Origin of the sequence: Legionella cincinnatiensis (assembly GCF_900452415.1) — a bacterium.
In the GTDB taxonomy this organism is placed as follows: domain Bacteria; phylum Pseudomonadota; class Gammaproteobacteria; order Legionellales; family Legionellaceae; genus Legionella; species Legionella cincinnatiensis.
In genome coordinates, this window is sequence record NZ_UGNX01000001.1 from 3,766,273 (window position 1) to 3,788,065 (window position 21,793).

Below are 21,793 nucleotides of genomic sequence, written 5' to 3' on the forward strand. Positions count from 1 at the left end.
GATTTCAAAATGGATAAATTGATTTTTTGATGGTGATTTTATAAATAAATTGAGGAGGGAGTATGAGTGATGAAGAAATGAAAAGGATACTATTGTATTGTCAAATACTTGGATTTGAAGGTTTAAGAAATGGCACTTACGCTATTATTCCCGAGCTCAAAATTAACTTTCCTCAACCAAATTCATTTATGGGTGTGAGAGGAAACCCCGCAATTTTTGTAACAGAAGTTACTTATAAAAAATTAAAACAATTTCATGAGGATTGGGTTCCTAATATAACGATCGCTATTAGTCATGCCTATTTGATTGAACCTAAAAGAAGCAATATTGATACCATTGGGATGCTCGTTCATGAAGCAGGTCATGCATTTAACGTTTATGGTAAGCTAAAAAATAATGAAGCGAATGCCTATGTATTTGAAATTGAAACCATGCTTAAACTGTTAAAAATGAATATACTCCCAAGACAGTTTGGCCTTTACAAAGAAGATTTACAATCTTATTTTAAATCACGCATGGAGCAGTATAACTTAGCGATCCCTAGTAACTCCTATTTAAAAACCTTAGTCGAAGAAATTACTAATGATTTTAATTTAGATGGGAAGGATATTAAATCCGAATCGCGGGTCAAATTTCAAATTAAACTTGGCTTTTTCAAGAAAAATGATACTACTGAGCCTACCCCAGAAAGAAATCTACCAAATCAACCAATGGTTAAAGTTTTATAGTAATGGGATAAATAATCCCTATGAACTATTTTCGATGGAGCGAAATAGGCAAACCAACTAAGCGAATAGGAATCTGATTTAGAAATAACACGTTTGAAGTTTAATGATATTGGAGATAAGTATGTATAAATGGCTGGAAAATATCGATTTGTCGAGTTTTAGTGCTCAAATTGAGGATTTTGTGAATCATCTTGTTGATCCGGCCTCTCTTATGATTCCTGATGATCCTGTTTTTGTTTCTTATCGACAATTTGAGCAATTAAGATTGATGTCAGCCAATAGCTTGCAAGAAATGTCAAAGCAAATGGAAGAAAGTCGTCAATTTATTGCCAAAGCACCACACGATAAGAGTGAGATTGCCCTGGTTGTTCAAAACAATAATACAGATAAGCCTTATGAAACAGAACTAAAGAATATTTTACGATTTCTTGTAGAGGACGGTAAAGACAAAGCTCAAATTCGCATGATTTGCAATGCCATAAACGGTGGCTTAATAATGGCACACATGGCAGCCAAACAAAATGCAGAAGCAGCAATGGCTATCATCAACAGAATTAAACAAATTGGTGACAAAAATGTAGCACCGTTGGTTGATGAGTACTGGAAAATTTTGCAATCATCTGATAAAACATCTGGATTTAAATTGCTCCCCCAATATCTGGAAGAACTAATTACACAACAAGCAGTAGAATTGGAGTCACATCGGAAAAAATTACGCGATGATGGTGGAGAAGATTTAACTAAAGAAGAAGTTATTTGTCCATTAACCCGACAGGTGATCAATGCAAGTAACTCACTGGCAACACAATCTCATGCCACCCAATTCATGATGCTTATTGTAGTTTTGGCACAATTGGCGAAAATTAAAAACAGTGAGCTGGATGAATTTATTAGCTCACAAGACAATGATTACGTTAATAAATGCTTTGAGTTGTTACAGCAATACGTAAAAGATCCGAAACAGCTTTTATTTACAGAGCAACAACATGAATTCCTAAATCAATTAGGTATGAATAAAGTATTGCAACAATGGCAAACACAAAATATTCATGAGCATTCTGCAGTAAAAACAGAGGATAAAGAACCTTCGAATCAGGAGTCAATATCATTGGCGGGTGTAAAAGATATAGAGATTGATTCAGTGGAAAAACATCAACATTCACCTAGCGCTTGTCGTTTTTTCAAACTGACACCTAAAAGCAACGAAGGTACAGAAAAAACTTTGAGCTATACTCCATAACCCAGACATTAGCCTCACTTAATGAGTGAGGCATCAATTGCAAAATTCTAAACGTTCGAAAGCTACCATGCAAGTAAACAGACATCGTGACACTAAACCATTGCCGGATAGAAATTACTCTTCAATAGCTTCTTTTTTCTCTTCAGAATTTCTGGATAATCCCAATTTCTCTTTCAAACGTGCAACAGCATCAGGATCATACTGTTTTGCTGATTTATGCTTTACCACTACAGCCGTAGTTCGAACAGGTTGTGTCGTTGCATTTAGGGCATTGTATGTACTTCGTGTTGGATAAATTGGAAAATTATCGTCCGTTGTGTTTGATAATGGACTCATTGCTTTTGAGTGATAATTCATGCCTTGTGAATTAGAATGAGAAGGATTTACAGTTTTTTCTGCGAGAACTTTACGCGCGTTACGAGCACTTTTTTCTACTCGCTTTTTGATCTTAGCAGCCGCATATTCAGCTTCCTCTGCGCTCACTTCACCAACTTCATTGCCATGCAAATCAATTCGCATTTCTCGAAGTTTAAGACAGGCTAAATAATCAAGACGCCGAGTAAATAACACCACAGCCTCTCTTAATTTGCTTTTGGAAAGACCAACTTCCACAGCTTTTTCTGCATGAAGCAAAATATCATCCATAATGCCAATTTTTAATGGGCGAATTCGTAATGAATTATCAAATGCTGCCGGAAAATTTGCAGCGAGCCATAACAAAGCATCTGCGCGTGCTTTTTTAGACTTATTTTTTTGAGCTTTATTAATAACAGCGGTGCGTGGGTGCAGCTCCTGTTTTCTCATAAGTGACCCTTGGTTAGATATTGATTGTCATATCTGAAATAAAAGCATTTATATTAAAAATGAGCGCACAATGTACAATGTTTATTGATTGTTTGCAAGTCCTCTGTGATGCTTAATCGTACGGTATAAAAACAAATAATCTAAGTAGAAAAAAAGTGAATGATAGTCCTATAATTAGACTAGAATTTGTATACTCAAGGTTTCTTGGACTTATACTTATTATTCAGGTAATAGCTCGTTAATAAATTGTCAATGCATCAACTTTTTATAACGAAATTTGTGGAGCAAATGATGGATTTCTTTAAAAAAGTGTTTATATTATTTCTTGCAACATTCTTTCCATGGCTTCTGCTTCTTTTGGATGATAATCCTGGCGGTGCAGTCATTTCATTAGTGATGCAAGTGACCATTATTGGTTGGCCTTTTGCGACAGTTTGGGCCTGGAATACTCACTACGGCACTAAAAAAGACAAAAAAAATAAAAAATAAACTTCATAAGGAGTATTATGCTAACTCGTGTTATTGTTAATGGGGCCAAAGGTAAAATGGGTTCCCTTGCTTGTGAAACACTGAACAATCACGATGAATTTGATTTAGTGGCAACACTTGGCAGAGAAGATAATTTAGCTCAGGCCATTAAAGATACCCAAGCTCAGATAGTAGTTGACTTAACTCGTGCAGATTGTGTTTACCAAAATTGCCTTACTATCATCAATCATAAAGCACACCCTGTGATTGGAACATCAGGCCTTCTTCCTGATCAAATTAACGAATTAACCACCCTTTGTGAACGCCATCATATTGGTGGAGTGATTGTCCCTAATTTCTCAATTAGTGCCGTTTTAATGATGATCTTCGCGGCCAAAGCGGCAGAATACTTTCCTGAAGTAGAAATCATTGAAGCACATCACCAACAAAAATTGGATGCTCCTTCAGGAACTGCTTTAAAAACAGCAGAAATGATTGCCGCAGCACGGAAAACCCCCAGAAATCAATTAAATCTCAAAGAACTAATCCCTGGCGCACGCGGTGGCTCTCACTATGATGTAAATATTCACTCCCTACGTATTCCTGGCGTCATTGCACGACAACAGGTTATTTTTGGCAGCATAGGTGAAACGTTAACAATTACTGATGATTGCATTGATCGTCGTTCTTTTATGCCCGGTATCGTCCTATGCTGTCAAAAAGTGTTAGGATTGACTACCTTGCTCTATGGGCTTGAACATTTATTGTAAAAGGCGCTATCAGGGAACGGTCATGTTTGACGCATCTTGAACGAAAACCTGCCCGTTCAGCCAAGCTTCACCATTCCCTCGTATGACCTCTTACCATTTTTTATTATAAAACCTTAAAACAACAGCCTGGATGATAAGACCAGGCTTTATCATCTATGATAAGACTCAGGCTCTTTAACATGTGCTTTTTTAGATTCTTCAAATAACTTAGTCCATTCCTCTACAGTTGTTGAAACAAGCCTGGGAAAAGTAGCACCTGTTTCACTATGTTTTAAAAATGAACGTAAGTGCCCATAAACTGAATTCGTTGCTTCAGTCCGGCTACCATCACTTTGAGGTCGTTCGGATACAATCTGTAATATTTTTTCAATTCGTATGATATTATCTTTACCTGATGAAGGACTCGACATTAAATCAAGAATCTGTTTAATACCATCAGGAGTCGGGCTACTCTCAGAAGTAAAGAATGAACTAGTCCAACGCGAACTTTGCTCTTGTGGCGTAAATAGATTTCTTTCATTAATCAATGAATGTAAGGAATCATAAAGTTTCGTGCAATTGCTTTCACCTAATTGCCTCGCCACTAAACGACATAACAATTTATTTTCAGGAAGTAAATATTCCCTAAGTTTTTTACTACCCCCAATAAAAATATTCTTTACTTCATTATCTGTTGCCATCCTATCATCATCTTTAAGTGCTCGCTCACTATCTAAACGTCTTCTGATTTCTGCTGCAATATCTTCTGGTAAATACCATTCAGGAGTTTTAATACCTTCAGAACCCGGTGCATTTTGTCCCGCATGTTCATGCTGATGACGGCTCATATATAAATCAGCTACTAAAGAAACAAAACGGATACGATTTTCCTTATCAGGAAGTTCATCAAACACCGGCCAGCTACCGTAGCGCTCCTTATATAAAATCATCGCATCTGTATGAATAAGTTCAATGGCTTTTCTATCTTTGCCGCTAACGCAAGAACCATAGGAATGTCCACCAACGGTCAAGATAATTAACTGCTCAAGAGAACTCAAAAATAATTCTCTACCTGCATAATCAAAAATAGTTGCTGTACCAAGTGCTGACTCTAGAACAGATTGGTATTGATCTAAGAGTTCTTGTAACCCTGAGGTAAAAGAAACATACTTTTTTGCTGTAGCTAATAGAGACAAACTGTCTTTATCATACGCCTGAGTATAATAAAGTCGCTTAGCCATATTATAGGGATGATTATTCTGAAGGATAAATTGAATGTCTTTTCGACGTTCAATGGCAGAGCGAGCCAATTTGTACAAATCCAAATCAGGCGGCAAAGTGGGTAAATAATCAGTAATCCAGTTAGGTACATAATCTGTTGCATGTATTGGGCTAATCAGTGTTTGCAATATCGCAAGTTGATCTAGTTTTGAATGCTCCATCACTTTAGCAAGATTTGAGTCACTATGCCTTTGTTGCACTGCTTTAGGCCAATTTAATCCGTCTCGAGTTGCAATATGACTTGAACGATAGCGCTTAGCCGATAATTCGCATATTTGCCCATTTTGACTCACTCCTAACAAACTGTGAGCTGCATAATTTGCAGGCAATGGCAGTGTACGATGACGACTCGATAAAAAGGAAACCGCATCCTCTACGTTATCCACTCCTTTAAGCACATGCTCTAAAAAAAACTGTTGGTGTTCAGATAATACCCAATACCACTGAGGAAGACTGGAAATCTGTGTCGCTGTATCCCAGATTTCCCACTTAAAAATATCCCCTGTGAGCAGTTTTTTAAATTGGTTTAATTTTTTATCCAATGAGGAGGGATCTGCCGCTAAAATTCGCATCATTTCGCGTTGATGTACACTTAACGTATTAAACCATGAGGGAAGTGGAGGAGAACCACTCACGATTTGCTGCAAATCCGTATTTAAGCTCAGTGCTTTTCTTTTTATTGAGGACCAATTCAGTAAAAAATTATTAAAATCCCGAATTACTTCAAGATAAGAGGTAATTCCTTGTTCCAAATTACAAAAATAGGCATGTTGATATTCCTCAAGATCACGTAACCAGTTAGGCGTTTTGGGATATTTTTTAGCTTTAATTAATGTTAATTCATCGAGTAATTGATCGTAATGGGGGGGTAGTGTTTCGTCTAACTGAAGCACATAATCTACATCGTGCCCCAACTTCATAGGGACTAGAGTGGCTAAGTCATAACGACCTTCGCGCATCAACGCATATTGTTCTGCTTCATTCAATAGCTCTATAGCCTCTTTAATATCAGAACAACCCCAATTTAAAGCAATAAGTTCAATTAATTTGGCAGTGAATCGCTCCAATTCTTTATGCAAATCATCTACAGAGCCTTTTGCATCAGCAGTGGCTAATTTACATTCATCAACATATGTCTTTAACGTTTCTTTGCTTAACGGCGTGTTTTTTGCAGAAAATGGATAAGCGTCGATAAGAAAGCAGAACGCCTTGTGCAGGCTATCGACACGACGTGCAAAACTACGGTGATAATCAGGTTTCTCGTGATAGGTTTCTAGAATATAACCTGGAAAGCGAACTTCTAAGGCACTCAGTAATTCAGATGATAATTCGATGCCATACGGCACACGTACAATAATTCCTTTTCCCATCGCTTATTTTCCTTAACTGCTTACCTCTATTTTAAAGTTACTCCACTATAGAGTGATTCAAAAAGAGGTTATTTTAGTCCTAATCTCTTCGCTATTATTGTATAAATAATTCCATGAAACAATTACAATACACAACTTAATTGCTAAAAATAATAAAAGGAGTTTGCTAATGGGCTACATTGTACAACATTATATTGATGGTCAATTACTTAATGAAACAAATACGACAGGTCACTCTATTTATAATCCCGCTTTAGGAGAAGTCATCGGCCAAGTCCATTTTGCATCAAAATCTCTTTGCGACAATGCAATCGCTGCAGCTAAAAAAGCAGGAATAGATTGGGCAAAAACTCCAGCCATTAAGCGAGCACGAATCCTTTTTAAATTCAGAGATTTACTTGAAAAAAATCAATTAGATTTAGCGCGAATTGTTACTCGTGAACATGGAAAAACTTTAGATGATGCCAAAGGTTCTGTAGCTCGAGCAATAGAAGTAGTCGAATTACATTGTGGCCTGGTGAATCAACTGAAAGGAGATTTTTCTGCTGATGTAACTACGGGTATTGACTGCCATACGTTAAGACAACCACTGGGTGTTTGTGCTGGTGTTTCCCCATTTAATTTTCCAGTTATGGTTCCAATATGGATGCTTATCCCAGCTATTGCTTGTGGCAATACATTTATCTTAAAACCTTCGGAACAAGATCCTTCCGCTCCTGTTCGTTTGCTGGAATTATTAAGCGATGCTGGATTGCCCGATGGAGTTGCTAATTGCATCCATGGAGATAAATCAACAGTAGATTATTTACTCACTCATCCTGATATTGCCACATTTACTGCTGTCGCTTCTACACCAGTAGCACAACATATTTATACTGCAGCTACCTCTTATGGAAAACGGGCTCATACTTTTGGTGGTGCAAAAAATCATTGTGTGGTCATGCCGGATGCAGATTTGGATCAAGCTGCTTCTGCTATTGTAGGCGCTGCTTATGGTTCTGCTGGTGAACGATGCATGGCAATCTCAGTCGTTGTTGCCGTGGGAGCACATACTGCTGATACACTTATTGCCAAAATGACACCACAAATTCATGCAACACGAATTAATGCCGGTGATATTCCCGAAACAGATATGGGGCCTTTAATTAGCGATGCTCATCGACAAAAAGTTTTGGCTGCCGTAGAGCAAGGAATAAATGAAGGAGCTAAATTACTCATTGATGGAAGATCATTTAAACATCCCGAGCACCCCCAAGGTTTCTTCATGGGGCCCTGTTTGTTTGATCATGTCAATGAAAATATGTCTATTTATCAGCATGAAATTTTTGGTCCAGTTCTCGTTATCGTTCGCGTAGATAGTTTTGAAGATGCTTTAGCTTTAGTAAATAGAAATCAATATGGCAATGGAACCGCAATTTTCACTCGTGATGGCTTCAGTGCTCGTGAATACAGTCAACGTGTACAAGTAGGCATGGTTGGAGTCAACATCCCGATTCCAGTCCCCGTTGCAAACCATCCTTTTGGGGGTTGGAAGCATTCTTCCTTTGGTGATACAAACATGCATGGTCAAGAAAGTATTCATTTTTACACGCGCCGAAAAACAGTTACGAGTAAATGGCCTATTAGTGAAATCAAAGACAACGCTTTTATTATGCCCACACATGATTAAAATGATTTAAAAATAATGGATAGTCTGGGTGAGGTGAGGCGAAACCCGGGTTGATTGATCCTAATCAATTTCCCGGATTTCGTCACGCATCACCTAAGCTACATAATTAATCAGATGGAGAATTCAATGGCAAAAATAGGATTTGTAGGACTTGGGCATATGGGTTTACCTATGGCCATCAACCTGATTAAAGCAGGACATCAAGTTACAGGATATGATTTACAACAAACAGCCCTGCAACATTTTTCCCAAGCTGGTGGTTTCATTGCCCCTAACATCCAGGAATTAGCTCATAATAAAGAGGTAATTATTACCATGCTGCAAACTGGACAACAAGTCTTAGGAGTTTGTCATAGCAATAATGGATTATTCCAGGCAGCTAAAAAAGATACTTTATTCATTGATTGTTCGACCATAGATGTCAATAGTTCACGTGAACTGCATCATCTGGCGACCCAACATCATCTCCAGGTAGTTGATGCACCTGTTTCAGGTGGTGTAGCCGGGGCAGCAGCCGCTACTCTAACCTTTATGGTTGGTGGCGAAGAACACGCGTTCCATATGGCAAAACCTTTTTTAGCAGCTATGGGACAAAAAATCATTTACACAGGGATTGCAGGAAGTGGCCAAGCAGCAAAAATCTGTAATAATATGATTCTGGGCATCTCAATGATTGCTATTTCGGAGGCCTTTGTTCTTGCGGAACAATTACAATTATCACCACAAAAACTTTTTGAGGTAGTAAGTAATGCTTCGGGACAATGCTGGGCAATGACTAAATATGCACCTGTTCCAGGCGTTTTAGAAAATGTTCCTGCAAATAATGATTATAAGCCAGGATTCGCTGCAGCAATGATGCTTAAAGATTTATTACTCAGTCAAGATTCGGCGCACTCCGTAAATCTGGAAACCCCTTTAGGGTCGAAAGCCACTCAAATTTACCAACATTTTGTGGATCAAGGTCTTGGTGAGGCCGATTTTTCAGCCATAATCAAATTAATCGCTCAAGGGAAAGAGGTATAACATGCATGCTCCTTTACGCACCCCTCAATTAACACCAACAGAAGACTCCTTAACTGAGTTTTGGTCCGAAATAGCACAACAAACTTTGGATTGGCTACGTCCCTGGGATACAGTATTGACTGGTGGTTTGCAACATGGCGATGTAACTTGGTTTAAAGGTGGGAAACTAAACGTCAGCTTAAATTGTCTGGATAGACATCTTCCCCATAAAGCAAATCACCCAGCAATTATTTGGGAGAGCGATGATCCAAGCCAAAATAAAACATTAACTTTTGCAAAATTACATGCTGAAGTATGCCGCATGAGCAATGTACTCAAACAATTCAATGTAAAAAAAGGGGATAAAGTCGCCATCTACTTACCGATGATTCCTGAAGCAGCAATCGCCATGCTTGCTTGCACCCGAATTGGTGCAGTACACACGGTCATATTTGCTGGTTTTTCAGCCCAAGCTTTAAGACAACGTGTACTCGCATCAGAATGCAGCTGTATTATTACTGCAAACCACTTTTATCGCGGAGGTAAATTAGTAGGATTAAAAGAACAAATTGATGAGGCATGCAAGGATTTGTCATTACCTAGGCTTGTCATTAAAACCAGTAATGATCCTATTGCTTTTGATACAAATAAAGATCATTGGTGGCATGAGTTAAAAGAGAAAGTAAGTGATCATTGTGATCCTGAACCTATGGATGCCGAAGATCCATTGTTTATTCTTTATACTTCGGGCAGCACAGGACAACCTAAGGGAGTAGTTCATACTACAGGAGGTTATCTGGTACAAACAGCTTATACTCATCAGTTGCTCTTTAATTGTCACGATAATGACGTTTTTTGGTGTACCGCTGATGTAGGTTGGGTGACTGGTCATAGCTATTTAGTGTATGGCCCTCTTTGTAATGGAATCACCACGCTTATCTTTGAAGGAATCCCTACTTGGCCTGATCCTTCCAGAAATTGGCAAATTGTGGATAAGTATCAAGTGAATGTCTTTTATACCGCACCTACTGCAATACGTGCTTTAATGCGCGCAGGAGATGACTGGCTCGCATCCAGCTCTCGCAGTTCTTTACGCTTACTAGGTTCCGTAGGTGAACCCATCAATCCCGAAGCATGGCAATGGTATTTTCAAAAAGTAGGCCAAAGTCGATGTCCAATAATCGATACCTGGTGGCAAACAGAAACTGGGGCAGTAATGATTAGTCCAAGAGTAGACGAGCCGAGCAGCAAACCTGGAGCTGCGCGCCAACCCATTCCAGGGGTTATCCCAGTGTTACTGAATGAGCATGGCCATGAAATAACCGGCGTTGGTGAAGGATATTTAGCGATAAAATATCCCTGGCCTTCTATGGCACGAACTATAGCAGGAGATCACCATCGCTATTGTACCACCTATTTGCATCATGGCTATTACATTACTGGTGATGGCGCCAAGCGTGACGCAGATGGGGATTATTGGATCACCGGCCGTGTGGATGATGTCATTAATGTTTCAGGCCATCGCTTAGGTACTGCAGAAATTGAAAGTGCATTGGTGAGTCACCCTAGTGTTGCAGAAGCAGCTGTTGTTGGTATTCCTCATGAGTTAAAGGGGCAAGGAATTTATGCTTTTGTCATTTTAAGGGACGGTTTCACTGCAAATGATGCGTTAAAAGCTCAGTTAATCAAACAAGTAAATCAAGAAATAAGCCCTATAGCCAAACCAGATGTTATTCATTTTACTCATGACTTACCAAAAACACGCTCCGGTAAAATCATGCGGCGTATTTTGCGCAAAATCGCAGCAAAAGAAATACAAAGTCTTGAAGAGTTAGGTGACATATCGACTTTAGCAAATCCTCAAATTGTTGCACAACTATGGGAAGAGTCGGCACAATTTTAACCTGGAAAAATACATTCATAGTCATGAGTGGATGAAAAACCAAGAATTCTCACCATAACGCAACAGCGCTCATGGTGAGGCCATTTTACTCTTAAAAAGACTTAACACTTAAAGTTTTAGAAATAGAGAGAGCTGAATCCTTGTTCCAAATCCAATCGTCTCTTCGTTTTCGTTTTTAATTCATTAACTGGTGTTGAGAGATTCTCTGGTTTTTTTAAATTCTAGCATGGACGTTCTGCGTATCGCAGTAAAATATGCGATATTAAAGGTCTCAATGTTATCAATTTCATCCTTTGTAAGAAAAAGAGCTTTATTTAATAAATTTATTATTTCTATTCATTAAGTTAACGTGAATTATGGATAAAGATATAATTATAACGAGTCTCTATCACGACCCGTTCTGGCTGAGGAGGCGCACCAGCGCCGTCTCGAAGCCTTGGGCATCGGGTTCGAAAGTACCTGCCAAGGCTTCGAGACGGCGCTGGTGCGCCTCCTCAGCCAGAACGGGTCGAAGTAATAACTCGATCTCTTATCCATACTCGATCTCTTATCCATACTCGATCTCTTATCCATACTCGATTTCTTATCCATACTCGATTTCTTATCCATAATTGACGTTAAGTTAGGATTAGTCAAAAAAGACTCCTATGGATTTTTTGGAGAAGAAGATTTTATTTTTTAGAAATTTTTTGACCAATTTGACAACTAAATGACAAAATTTTTATTGCTTTTTGTCAGCAATACGATTACAATTTGTTGACGTTTTAGCTGATGGTCTTTACTTAAAATGCTAGAAACACCGGATTGTTTTGATTTCTCTCAATTGTCCTTGGATGAAATAGCTCATTTACTCCAACGTTTTAACCTGCGCCTAACTCCTGATGAAGCACTCACTATTCAGAATTCTTTATTAAAACGGCCACCCACTTATGCAGAATGCGTGTTATGGTCCATTCAAGGTTCGGAACATTGTTCTTATAAAAGCAGTCGTAAGCACCTTAATCAATTCATTACTAAAGCACCTCACGTTATCCTAGGCCCCAAAGAAGATGCAGGCATTGTTGCCGTAGCTACTGATAAACAAGAACGACGCTATGGTATTGTCGTAAGCCATGAGTCACATAATCATCCCTCACAACTTGTACCCTTCGAAGGAGCAGCGACTGGAGTAGGTGGTAACGTACGTGATGTCTGTTGTATGGGAGCAGAAGTGATTGCCGTTGCAGACAGCTTACGCTTTGGAGACATTAATCGTGCGAAAACAAAATGGATTCATCAAGGGGTAGTTCAAGGTATTGCTGGATATGCGAATCCACTTGGAATTCCTAATCTCGCCGGCGACACTTATTATGATGAAGCTTATAATGAAAATTGCCTGGTAACGGTAGTGACTTTAGGTGTAGTCCGCGAGGATCACATTATTCATTCTTACGCCCCCTCTCATGCAGAAGATTATCAGTTTATCTTAGTAGGCAAACCAACCGATAACAGTGGCTTTGGCGGTGCAGCTTTTGCTTCGGCAACACTCAGTGAAGAACAACAAGAGCAAAATAAAGGAGCAGTTCAAGAACCTAATGCATTTTTACAACGGCATATTCTTAAAGCCAATTATGCTATGTTTGAATTTTTACGTGAAAATAACCTCATTGATCGGGTTGGTTTTAAAGATTTAGGTGCGGGCGGAATTGCTTGTGCCAGTGTGGAATTAGCAGAAGCAAGTGATTATGGTGCTGAAATTAATCTGGATTTGGTTCCTACCAGTATGGATAATTTACTTCCCGCAGTCATTTTATGTTCTGAAACCCAAGAACGTTTTATGTGGGTCGTGCCCCAAGAACTTGTAGATACCTTCTTAAAACATTACAACGAACGTTTTGCTCTTCCAGAAATCTGTGATGGTGCACAAGCAACGGTTGTAGGAAAAATAAGAAACGATGGTTTGTATGTAGTGAAAGCACAAGGTAAAGAGATTGTTTCTGCACAAGCCAAAGACATTACTAAAGGCATACTTTACGATAGACCTTACCAAATAAAACAACCACCCCATAATGAACCAATACCTTTTAGCATTGACAATTTCAATGAACAATTATTGCAGTTGCTTTCGCATGAAAACATTGCCTCTCGGGCTCCTATTTATGAAAGCTATGATAAGCAAGTTCAAGGTCGTTCTGTTCTTGAACCAGGATGGGCTGATGCTGGCTTGATTGCTCCATTTAATGAAGATAAATATCCTGAAGAAATTCGCCAAACAGGGGTTGCTTTATCTGTTGATCATAACCCTCGTTACAATAAAATTGACGCTTATTGGGGGGCTGTTAACGCAGTTATAGAATCAGTACGCAACATCATTGCAGTGGGCGCGTGGCCTCTTGCACTGACAGACTGTCTGTGTTTTGGCAATCCAGAAAATGAGTTTCAAATGGGGGAGTTTGTTGCTTCAGTGCAAGGAATCACCGATGCATGTAAAGCAGTGAAAATGATTCATCATGATGCTTGCCTACCCATTATCTCAGGCAATGTATCCCTTTATAATGAATCAGCTCAAGGAGCTATTCCTCCAAGTCCTATTATCAGTTGTATAGGTGCTATCAGTGACTATTCCAAAGCAATAACCTACGACTTAAAACAAACCAATTCTGTATTGCTCATGGTTGGAGAACGTAAGGATGAATGCGGTGGTAGCGTTTATTACCAATTGCACCATCAGCTCGGCAGCCAATTGCCCAAACCTGATCTTATTTCATTTGCCAACGAAATTAGTGCCGTCCATATCGCCATGCAAAAAGGGTTGATTCTTTCAGCTCACGACATTTCCGAGGGGGGTATCGCTGTTGCCCTTGCGGAAATGAGCTTTAAAAATGAAATTGGTGTGGATGTTTTTATTCCTGGCAATTTGCCTAACGATAAAAAATTATTCTCGGAAAGTGGGGGATTTATCCTCGAAGTTTCTCCACAGCATTTAAACCAAATGGAAACGCTACTTCAGGATCATTCAATAGCATTCCATACAATAGGTGAAACAACAGCAACCCCAACATTGATGATGAATTCCGTAGTTCATGTACCTATTAGTGCAGCAAAAACTGCCTGGAAAAATGGTTTAGTTGAGAGGCTCATATAAATGTCAATTATCGATTATAAAGCTGCCGGTGTGGATATAGAAGCAGGTAACGAAGCGGTTCGCAGTATTAAAAAAGCTGTAGAAAGTACTTTTTCACCCCAAGTACTTACAGGAATCGGCAGTTTTGGTGCCATGTATGACCTTAAAAGTCTTCTCCATCATTATGAACATCCTGTTCTTGTGCAAAGCATTGACGGGGTAGGCACCAAAATGATGGTGGCCAAAATGATGCAAAAATTTGACACCATCGGTATTGATCTAGTGAGTGCAACAACCAATGACATTATTGTTTTGGGTGCAAAACCACTTACCTTGCTTGATTATATTGCCAATGATAAATTAAAACCCGAAATTATCGAACACATTATTCGTGGTATGGTAAAAGCATGCCAAGAAAATCAAATTTCTTTAGTGGGTGGTGAAACAGCTGAAATGCCTGGAACCTATCTTCCTGGCGAACACGACTTAGTGGGAGTAATTACTGGAGTTGTGGAAAAAAGTAAAGCAATCGAAGGAAAAGAAATAAGTGCAGGAGATATTGTAGTCGCCTTTCCTTCAAGTGGCTTGCACACTAATGGTTATTCATTAGCAAGAAAATTACTTTTCGACGTTGCAGGTTACAAAGTAGAATCCCAATTTCAAGATTTTACCCATACTATTGGTGAAGAGCTCTTGGCTCCACATGTTAATTATACGCGCCCTATATTAAGCATTTTGGAAAAAAACATTCCGATTAAGGGAATGGCGCACATCACTGGAGGTGGGTTACTGGAGAATATTCCCCGTATCCTCCCTAAAAATTGTGCTGTTGAAATCCACAAAAGTTTGATCCCCGAGCTTCCAATATTTAATTTATTACGTAAATTAGGTCATCTTGATGATGAGCAAATGTATCGCACTTTTAATATGGGTGCCGGTTTGGTTCTTTTTATAGCACCGGAAACACTCTCTGCTATTCGCGAAGTATTACGCGATTTTCCATCTTACCCTCTTTATGAAATTGGACACGTCATAAGAGGAGAGCAAAAGGTGACGCTTTTATGATACGCATAGGCTTAATTCAATTTCCGGGATCTAATTGTGAACGTGAGACAGCGCTTGCGGTAAAACGTGCAGGAATGGAGCCAGTTGAGTTTCTGTGGAATGAGCCGCTAGAAAAATTGCGCTGTTTGGATGGTTATATTCTTGTTGGTGGTTTTTCTTATGAAGATCGTTCCCGTGCCGGAATTATTGCAGCACTTGATCCCGTAATCCAAGAAATCAGAGCCCAAAGTGAACAAGGGAAACCGGTGCTAGGAATTTGCAATGGCGCACAAATCTTGGTTGAATCAGGATTGGTACCCGGACTTGAAGATCATGAGATTCATATGGCGCTTACCGAAAATAAACGAATCGTGAATCGCAAAATCATAGGAACCGGTTTTTATAATGCTTGGGTTCATATGCGCTTGTCTGACAAGCATCAACATAATGCGTTTACTCGCCATCTTGCAAGTACTGATTTAATCCATCTTCCCATTGCACATGCCCAGGGGCGTTTTCTTATACCCGACTCTTTATTAAATCAAATCGAAGAACAAGGCTTAAATCTTTTTCAATACTGTAATGCTGAAGGCACTATTATTGATAATTTCCCCATCAATCCCAATGGTTCCGCTGGTAATATTGCAGCAATTACAAACCAAGCAGGTAATGTGATGGCAATGATGCCCCACCCTGAACGTACTGTGAATGGTGACCCTATTTTTACATCCATGCGTGATTATATAAAAGACACGCGTCATCAGAGTCCAAGTAACGTCTCCCTTCATAACGTTTCATCTCGGATGACGGATTTGTCCTCATCCAAACTCCATCATTTTAGTAAAAATCCAAGTAGTTACCTATGCCTTGTCAAGCTTATTATTACTGATAACCAAGCATTAACCGTGCAAAAAACATTAGGACACTTAGGATTCCCAGTCACAGTGAACCGCTTTGAGCATTGGGAAATTGATTGTGATTCGCTAGAAAGTTTTGAATTATTAAAAAAAACGGGACTTTTGTATTCTGATCGCAAAGAGCGAGAAATTTCCTTAAATGAGTTTCGCTCTAAAAATACTTCGGCCTATCTCGTTCGCCCTCAAGAAGACTTGAAAGGACAACAAACATTACAAACACTTAAAACCCATTATACAGTTCCAAAAATCAATAAAATAAGTCATGGTGTTTTATGGCAATTTACCAGCGATGAAGTCGATGTCGCGACGCTTACTGATCGTATTTTGTTAACTCACATTATTGGGAATCCACATGCTCATGAATACTACAACTACTCATTATAGTAATGAAATTCAAGAAGCCCTGGCTTTTTGCCTTGACCAAACAAGTTTGCCTGTAGGAGAAAAATATCAAGGAAAAGTAAGAGATGCTTATGATCTTGGTGCTTCCATCATGCTTGTGACTACGGATAGGCTCAGTGCTTTTGACAGGCATTTGGCGCTCATTCCTTATAAGGGAGCCGTACTTAATTTAACCAGCGCATGGTGGTTTGAACAAACAAAAAACCTTGTCCCTAATCATATCATTGCCGTTCCCGATCCCAATGTAGTTATTGCTAAAAAATGTACTGTTTTTCCGATTGAGTTTGTAGTAAGAGGGTATATTAGCGGCACCACAAGCACTTCTTTGTGGACCCAATATCAAAATGGCATACGCGACTACTGCGGCATTACCTTTCCAGAAGGATTAAGAAAAAACCAAAAACTGGAACACGCTGTTTTGACCCCAACTACCAAAGAAAAAATTCACGACCGCCCTATTTCTCCAGCTGAAATTATTTCTGAAGGATGGATGAGTGAAAAAGATTGGTTAGAAGTAAGTACCTTAGCACTTAAGCTCTATCAGCGAGGTGCTGAAATCGCTCGCGATCATGGCTTGATTTTAGTAGATACCAAGTATGAATTTGGTCGTGATGCTGAGGGAACAATTAGAGTCGTTGATGAAATTCATACCCCTGATTCAAGTCGATACTGGTTGGCTGACAGTTACCAAGCACGTATTGCCGCGGGATTAGAGCCTGAAAATATAGACAAAGAGTTCTTACGCTTATGGTTTGCTAAAAACTCTGATCCTTACCATGATGAAACACTCCCCCAAGCACCTCAAGAATTAGTTGAAGAGCTCTCAGCACGCTATATTCAACTTTATGAACGAATTACCGGTAAAAAATTTAATTTTACGGTGCATAAAGAACCGGCCGAGCAACGTATTATGCGCCATATTGCCAATTATTTGAGGTAAGTTCATCCATGTGTGGGATCGTAGGTATTTACAGTCATGAATCCGTAGCCTCTGAATTGTATGAGAGCCTCATTCATCTGCAACATCGAGGACAAGATGCTGCAGGCATACTCACCTGTGATCAGCGTTTTTATACAAAGCATGGATTAGGTTTGGCACGAGAAATTTTTACTCCCGAAAACCTCTTATCACTTCAAGGCAATATAGGTATTGGCCATGTTCGTTATCCCACTGCTGGGGGTTATACCACCACTGATGTTCAACCTCTATGGATTGGTAGCCCACGCGGTATCGCGCTGGCGCACAATGGCAATCTCTCTAATTATCAGGAATTAGCGGATGAAATTCGTTTAAAGCAACATCGTCATCTCAACACCTCTCTTGATTCAGAAGCTTTATTGCTTCTATTTGCAGACAAACTCGCAAGTAGTGCCTACAGTATTGACGAAGACTATGAAAGCTTTTTTGAGCTGCTCACCAAAGCAGTGTCCTATGTTTTTAAACGAATCGAAGGAGCTTATTCCATTGTCTCCGTGATCATTGGTAAAGGATTGGTTGCCTTCCGCGATCCGCATGGTATTCGCCCCTTAGTTTGGGGAACTCGACAAAATGCCGATGGCACAATAGATACAATTTTCGCCTCAGAAACCACACCTTTCTATGCATTAGGATTTGAGCCACAAGGAGATATATTACCTGGCGAAGTAGCCTATGTTGATCTTAAGGGGAAACTGCATCGTCGCGTGCTTAAAAAAGAACAATTCAGACCCTGTGTTTTTGAATATGTTTATTTTGCTCGCCCTGATGCAACATTGAATAATGTCAGCGTGTACCGAGCTCGCTTGCGCATGGGACAAAATCTAGCCCTCCAATGGAAGAAAAATCATCCCGATATGACCCCTGATGTGGTTATTCCGGCACCATTTACGGCAAATACAGCCGCGTTGTCTTTTGCACATGAGTTAAGCGTAAGATATTCCGAAGGTTTATATAAAAACCCCTTTATCGGTCGAACATTTATTATGCCTAACCAAAAGGCGAGAACGCGTAATATTCGCTACAAATTAACCCCGCAACGCACTGAAATCGAAAATAAAGTGGTGATGATTGTTGATGATAGTATTGTACGAGGAACCACCTCCCGTGAAATTGTCAAAATGGTCCGAGAATTTGGAGCAAAGAAAATTTATTTTGCTTCCACTTCTCCCCCACTTAAAAATCCCTGTTTCAGTGGCATTGATATCCCCTCACGTAAAGAACTCATTGCAGCAAATCAAACTGAGGAAGAAATTGCAAATTATCTGGGCGTCGATGTTTTAATGTATCAAACAAAGGAAGATTTGGTTGAAGCGGTCACACGTCGTGGTGAACATCAAATCAAAAAGCCATGTATGGCGTGTATGGATGGCGATTATTTCTGCAAAAGAATAACTCAAGAAAAAATGCAGCAATTGGAGCTACAACGTGAAACAGGACGACATCATAATCAGTCACAAAAAGAGGACTTGATAGAATGAATATTCTTATTATAGGCTCTGGCGCACGTGAACATGCTCTCATCAAAGCATTACATCGCTCGCCACAAAATCCATCTTTATTTTGTTATGGTACAGCGGTTAATCCAGGCATTCATCAATTAACAGTTCAATATTGTACTGGTGATATTACTGATTGTGCCGCTGTCTTATCTAAAGCAAAACTTTGGGCGATTGATTTAGCAATTATTGGTCCTGAGGCGCCTCTAGAAAAAGGAATGGCTGATGTATTATGGCAGGTTGGTATTCCTACAATTGGTCCTAAAAAAATCTTAGCACAAATTGAAACATCTAAAGAGTTTGCTCGTGACCTGATGCAGAAATACGATATTCCTGGTCTACCCCTTTATAAAAAATTCACCAACCTAAATCATATAGAATCGTTTCTTAATGAGTTGGGTGAAGGTAATTATGTGATTAAAGCAAACGGTTTAATGAGTGGTAAAGGGGTCAAAGTAGCCGGAGAGCATCTGCATTCAATCACAGAGGCTATGAATTTTTGTCAGGAAATTCTTAGTCAAAAGCAGAGCATCCTCATTGAGGAAAAACTTATTGGCCAGGAATTTTCATTGATGTGTTTCGCAGATGGCAAGCACCTCATTCCCATGCCTTTAGTTCAAGATCATAAACGTGCCTATGATGGCGATAGCGGTCCCAACACAGGAGGAATGGGTAGCTATTCAGACACCAATCATAGTTTGCCTTTTTTAACTACAGACGAAATACATGATGCTTTAGCGATTAACAATGCCGTTTTTCGTGCCTTATCTCATGAATGTAATGAGCAATACATTGGCATTTTGTATGGAAGCTTTATCGCGACTAAAAATGGAATTTACGTCATCGAATTCAATGCACGTTTTGGAGATCCCGAAGCCTTAAATGTGCTCTCGATTTTAGAATCTGATTTTGTAGCTCTTTGTCAGTCGCTAGTGAATGGTCATTTGCATGAAGATAAAGTGAAGTTTGCAAAACAAGCCACGGTCTGTAAATATACAGTTCCTGAAGGATATCCAGATTCACCCAGGAAAAATTTTGCTATTGATTTTTCAAAAATTACCTGTCAAGACCATTTATACCTGGCCTCAGTCAATCAAGTGGATGAGCAAATCATTGCTGTAGGCTCTCGCACAGCCGCTTATGTGGGTATTGCAGATTCCATTTTTGCAGCAGAAGCAAAAGCCGAGCATGAAATTTCATTAATTGAAGGTCCTTTATTTCATCGTCAGGATATAGGCACTCGGCCCTTAATTCAACAACGCATTGAACAGATGTTAAGGATACGGGCGTTATGACTCGCATCGCCGTTTTAGGTTCGACCCGAGGGACTAACCTTAATGCACTTGTTACAGCCATTAATCAAAAAAATCTGGCGGCATCGATTGAATTGGTACTAAGCAATAAGGCAGATGCGCTTATTCTAGAAAAAGCCACCCATTTTGGCATTAAATCCATGTTTGTTAATTCACAGGATTTAAGCCGAACTGAATTTGATAATTGTTTATCCGATATTCTCAAGCAACATCAAATCGAACTTATTGTACTCATTGGCTACATGCGTATCTTGTCTGCTGAATTTGTTTTAGCCTGGAAAAATAAAATTATTAATATTCACCCATCACTTTTACCAGCCTACGGTGGTCTGATGAATCTTGAGGTGCACCAAGCTGTTTTAGATGCAGAAGAAATTGAAACAGGATGTACCGTGCACTACGTTACCGAAGAAGTAGATGCAGGACCTATTATTTTACAAAAAAAATGTCCTGTCAGACTAAATGATACACCCGAACTTTTAAAAGCCAGGGTACAAGAGTTAGAAGGAATTGCTTTGGTTGAAGCAATACAAACCATTTGTCGTTGTACATCTTAAAAAACATTTAGCTATAGCAAATCACTGGGGGGATTATGTCAAATAAATTAGTATCTATATTAATGGGCTCTAAATCAGATTGGACAATTATGGAGGAAGCCAGCTTAGCTCTGGAAAAATTAAATATTCCTCATGAAGTGCGCGCTTTATCTGCCCATCGCACACCTGATGCCTTATTTGACTATTTAAAATCAGCGGAACAACGTGGTATCGAAGTATTTATCGCTGCAGCAGGTGGAGCAGCTCATTTGCCGGGTGTGGTTGCAGCAAAAACCTTATTGCCCGTTTTAGGAGTACCTATGCCATCATCTACCTTTACGAATGGCCTTGATGCCCTGCTTTCTATAGTGCAAATGCCCGCAGGTATTCCAGTAGGTACCCTTGCAGTCGGCAAAGCTGGAGCCATTAACGCCGCTCTTTTTGCAGCAACAATCCTGAGCAATAAATACCCTGAATACCGTGAAGCGATTAAAAATTATCGTGCGGCTCAAGCAGAAAAAGTATTGGAAAATGCGGAAATTAAAGGATGATATTTGTAGTGTTCTTGTGATTCAAACATCATGATAAACGTGCAGAAGCAGTCGTTGGTGGCAGCGCTTTTGCACTCTCTCTGATATTTTGTTTTATCGTAAGAGCTCGAGTTATTACACTTTAAACCATTCGGGCAGAGGACCTGCTAATGAAGAACCTGAGTTCGATATAAAAAATAAAAGTAATTTTTTACATCGAATTGATTTTATTTAGAACTGGATGCAGTACAAATGCTAC

17 protein-coding genes are annotated in these 21,793 nt (G+C 39.4%); 15 read left to right on the plus strand and 2 right to left on the minus strand.

What is annotated here, in order from left to right; all coding sequences use genetic code 11:
• The first annotated feature begins 62 nt into the window (after positions 1-62).
• Together DYH34_RS16450 and DYH34_RS16455 are read left to right on the plus strand one after the other, a co-directional pair.
• Positions 63-728: a hypothetical protein gene (locus tag DYH34_RS16450; RefSeq protein WP_058463364.1), complete on the plus strand. Its 666-nt coding sequence runs from the start codon at positions 63-65 to the stop codon at positions 726-728.
• Between the two features lie 121 nt (positions 729-849).
• Positions 850-1,968 (plus strand): hypothetical protein, encoded by a 1,119-nt coding sequence (locus tag DYH34_RS16455; protein ID WP_058463363.1) that lies wholly within the window; start codon positions 850-852, stop codon positions 1,966-1,968.
• Positions 1,969-2,082: 114 nt separating this feature from the next.
• Here the strand turns inward: DYH34_RS16455 and DYH34_RS16460 are convergent, their stop codons facing one another.
• On the minus strand, positions 2,083-2,772 hold the full coding sequence (locus DYH34_RS16460) for a ProQ/FinO family protein (protein ID WP_058463362.1): 690 nt from the start codon (positions 2,770-2,772) through the stop codon (positions 2,083-2,085).
• A 291-nt stretch (positions 2,773-3,063) separates the two neighbouring features.
• Here DYH34_RS16460 and DYH34_RS16465 point away from each other — a divergent pair, with 291 nt between their 5' ends.
• Both DYH34_RS16465 and dapB read left to right on the plus strand, forming a co-directional pair.
• The gene (locus tag DYH34_RS16465; protein WP_058463361.1) at positions 3,064-3,261 is read left to right on the plus strand and encodes a hypothetical protein; all 198 of its coding nucleotides are present in this window, start codon (positions 3,064-3,066) and stop codon (positions 3,259-3,261) included.
• A gap of 17 nt (positions 3,262-3,278) precedes the next feature.
• Positions 3,279-4,010, plus strand: a complete 732-nt coding sequence (gene dapB, locus DYH34_RS16470) for a 4-hydroxy-tetrahydrodipicolinate reductase (RefSeq protein WP_058463360.1) — start codon at positions 3,279-3,281, stop codon at positions 4,008-4,010.
• 149 nt (positions 4,011-4,159) lie between these two features.
• Here dapB and DYH34_RS16475 read toward each other — a convergent pair whose 3' ends face one another.
• Positions 4,160-6,640, minus strand: a complete 2,481-nt coding sequence (locus DYH34_RS16475; protein ID WP_058463359.1) for a hypothetical protein — start codon at positions 6,638-6,640, stop codon at positions 4,160-4,162.
• Between the two features lie 169 nt (positions 6,641-6,809).
• On the opposite strand from DYH34_RS16475, the gene DYH34_RS16480 reads away from it, so the two are divergent.
• From DYH34_RS16480 to purE, 11 genes are all read left to right on the plus strand, one after another.
• On the plus strand, positions 6,810-8,309 hold the full coding sequence (locus tag DYH34_RS16480; RefSeq protein ID WP_058463358.1) for a CoA-acylating methylmalonate-semialdehyde dehydrogenase: 1,500 nt from the start codon (positions 6,810-6,812) through the stop codon (positions 8,307-8,309).
• Positions 8,310-8,435: 126 nt separating this feature from the next.
• The gene (mmsB, locus tag DYH34_RS16485; RefSeq protein WP_058463357.1) at positions 8,436-9,332 is read left to right on the plus strand and encodes a 3-hydroxyisobutyrate dehydrogenase; all 897 of its coding nucleotides are present in this window, start codon (positions 8,436-8,438) and stop codon (positions 9,330-9,332) included.
• A gap of 1 nt (position 9,333) precedes the next feature.
• Complete coding sequence (acs, locus tag DYH34_RS16490) at positions 9,334-11,214, plus strand: acetate--CoA ligase (RefSeq protein WP_058463356.1); 1,881 nt, start codon at positions 9,334-9,336, stop codon at positions 11,212-11,214.
• A 787-nt stretch (positions 11,215-12,001) separates the two neighbouring features.
• Positions 12,002-14,338, plus strand: coding sequence for a phosphoribosylformylglycinamidine synthase subunit PurL (purL, locus tag DYH34_RS16495; RefSeq protein WP_058465727.1), 2,337 nt, complete (start codon positions 12,002-12,004; stop codon positions 14,336-14,338).
• Positions 14,339-15,382, plus strand: a complete 1,044-nt coding sequence (gene purM, locus DYH34_RS16500; RefSeq protein ID WP_058465728.1) for a phosphoribosylformylglycinamidine cyclo-ligase — start codon at positions 14,339-14,341, stop codon at positions 15,380-15,382.
• Positions 15,379-16,662 carry a phosphoribosylformylglycinamidine synthase I gene (purQ, locus tag DYH34_RS16505; protein WP_058465729.1) on the plus strand — a complete coding sequence of 428 codons (1,284 nt, stop codon included), beginning with the start codon at positions 15,379-15,381 and terminating at the stop codon, positions 16,660-16,662. The genes purM and purQ overlap by 4 nt, the downstream gene beginning before the upstream one ends.
• Positions 16,631-17,620 carry a phosphoribosylaminoimidazolesuccinocarboxamide synthase gene (locus tag DYH34_RS16510; protein ID WP_058465730.1) on the plus strand — a complete coding sequence of 330 codons (990 nt, stop codon included), beginning with the start codon at positions 16,631-16,633 and terminating at the stop codon, positions 17,618-17,620. Before purQ ends, DYH34_RS16510 begins: the two co-directional genes overlap by 32 nt.
• Positions 17,621-17,628: 8 nt before the next feature.
• Positions 17,629-19,137: an amidophosphoribosyltransferase gene (purF, locus tag DYH34_RS16515; RefSeq protein ID WP_058465731.1), complete on the plus strand. Its 1,509-nt coding sequence runs from the start codon at positions 17,629-17,631 to the stop codon at positions 19,135-19,137.
• Positions 19,134-20,450, plus strand: coding sequence for a phosphoribosylamine--glycine ligase (purD, locus tag DYH34_RS16520; protein WP_058465732.1), 1,317 nt, complete (start codon positions 19,134-19,136; stop codon positions 20,448-20,450). Before purF ends, purD begins: the two co-directional genes overlap by 4 nt.
• Positions 20,447-21,025 carry a phosphoribosylglycinamide formyltransferase gene (gene purN / locus DYH34_RS16525; RefSeq protein ID WP_058465733.1) on the plus strand — a complete coding sequence of 193 codons (579 nt, stop codon included), beginning with the start codon at positions 20,447-20,449 and terminating at the stop codon, positions 21,023-21,025. The genes purD and purN overlap by 4 nt, the downstream gene beginning before the upstream one ends.
• A gap of 35 nt (positions 21,026-21,060) precedes the next feature.
• Positions 21,061-21,555 carry a 5-(carboxyamino)imidazole ribonucleotide mutase gene (purE, locus tag DYH34_RS16530; protein WP_058465734.1) on the plus strand — a complete coding sequence of 165 codons (495 nt, stop codon included), beginning with the start codon at positions 21,061-21,063 and terminating at the stop codon, positions 21,553-21,555.
• The last annotated feature ends 238 nt before the right edge of the window (positions 21,556-21,793 follow it).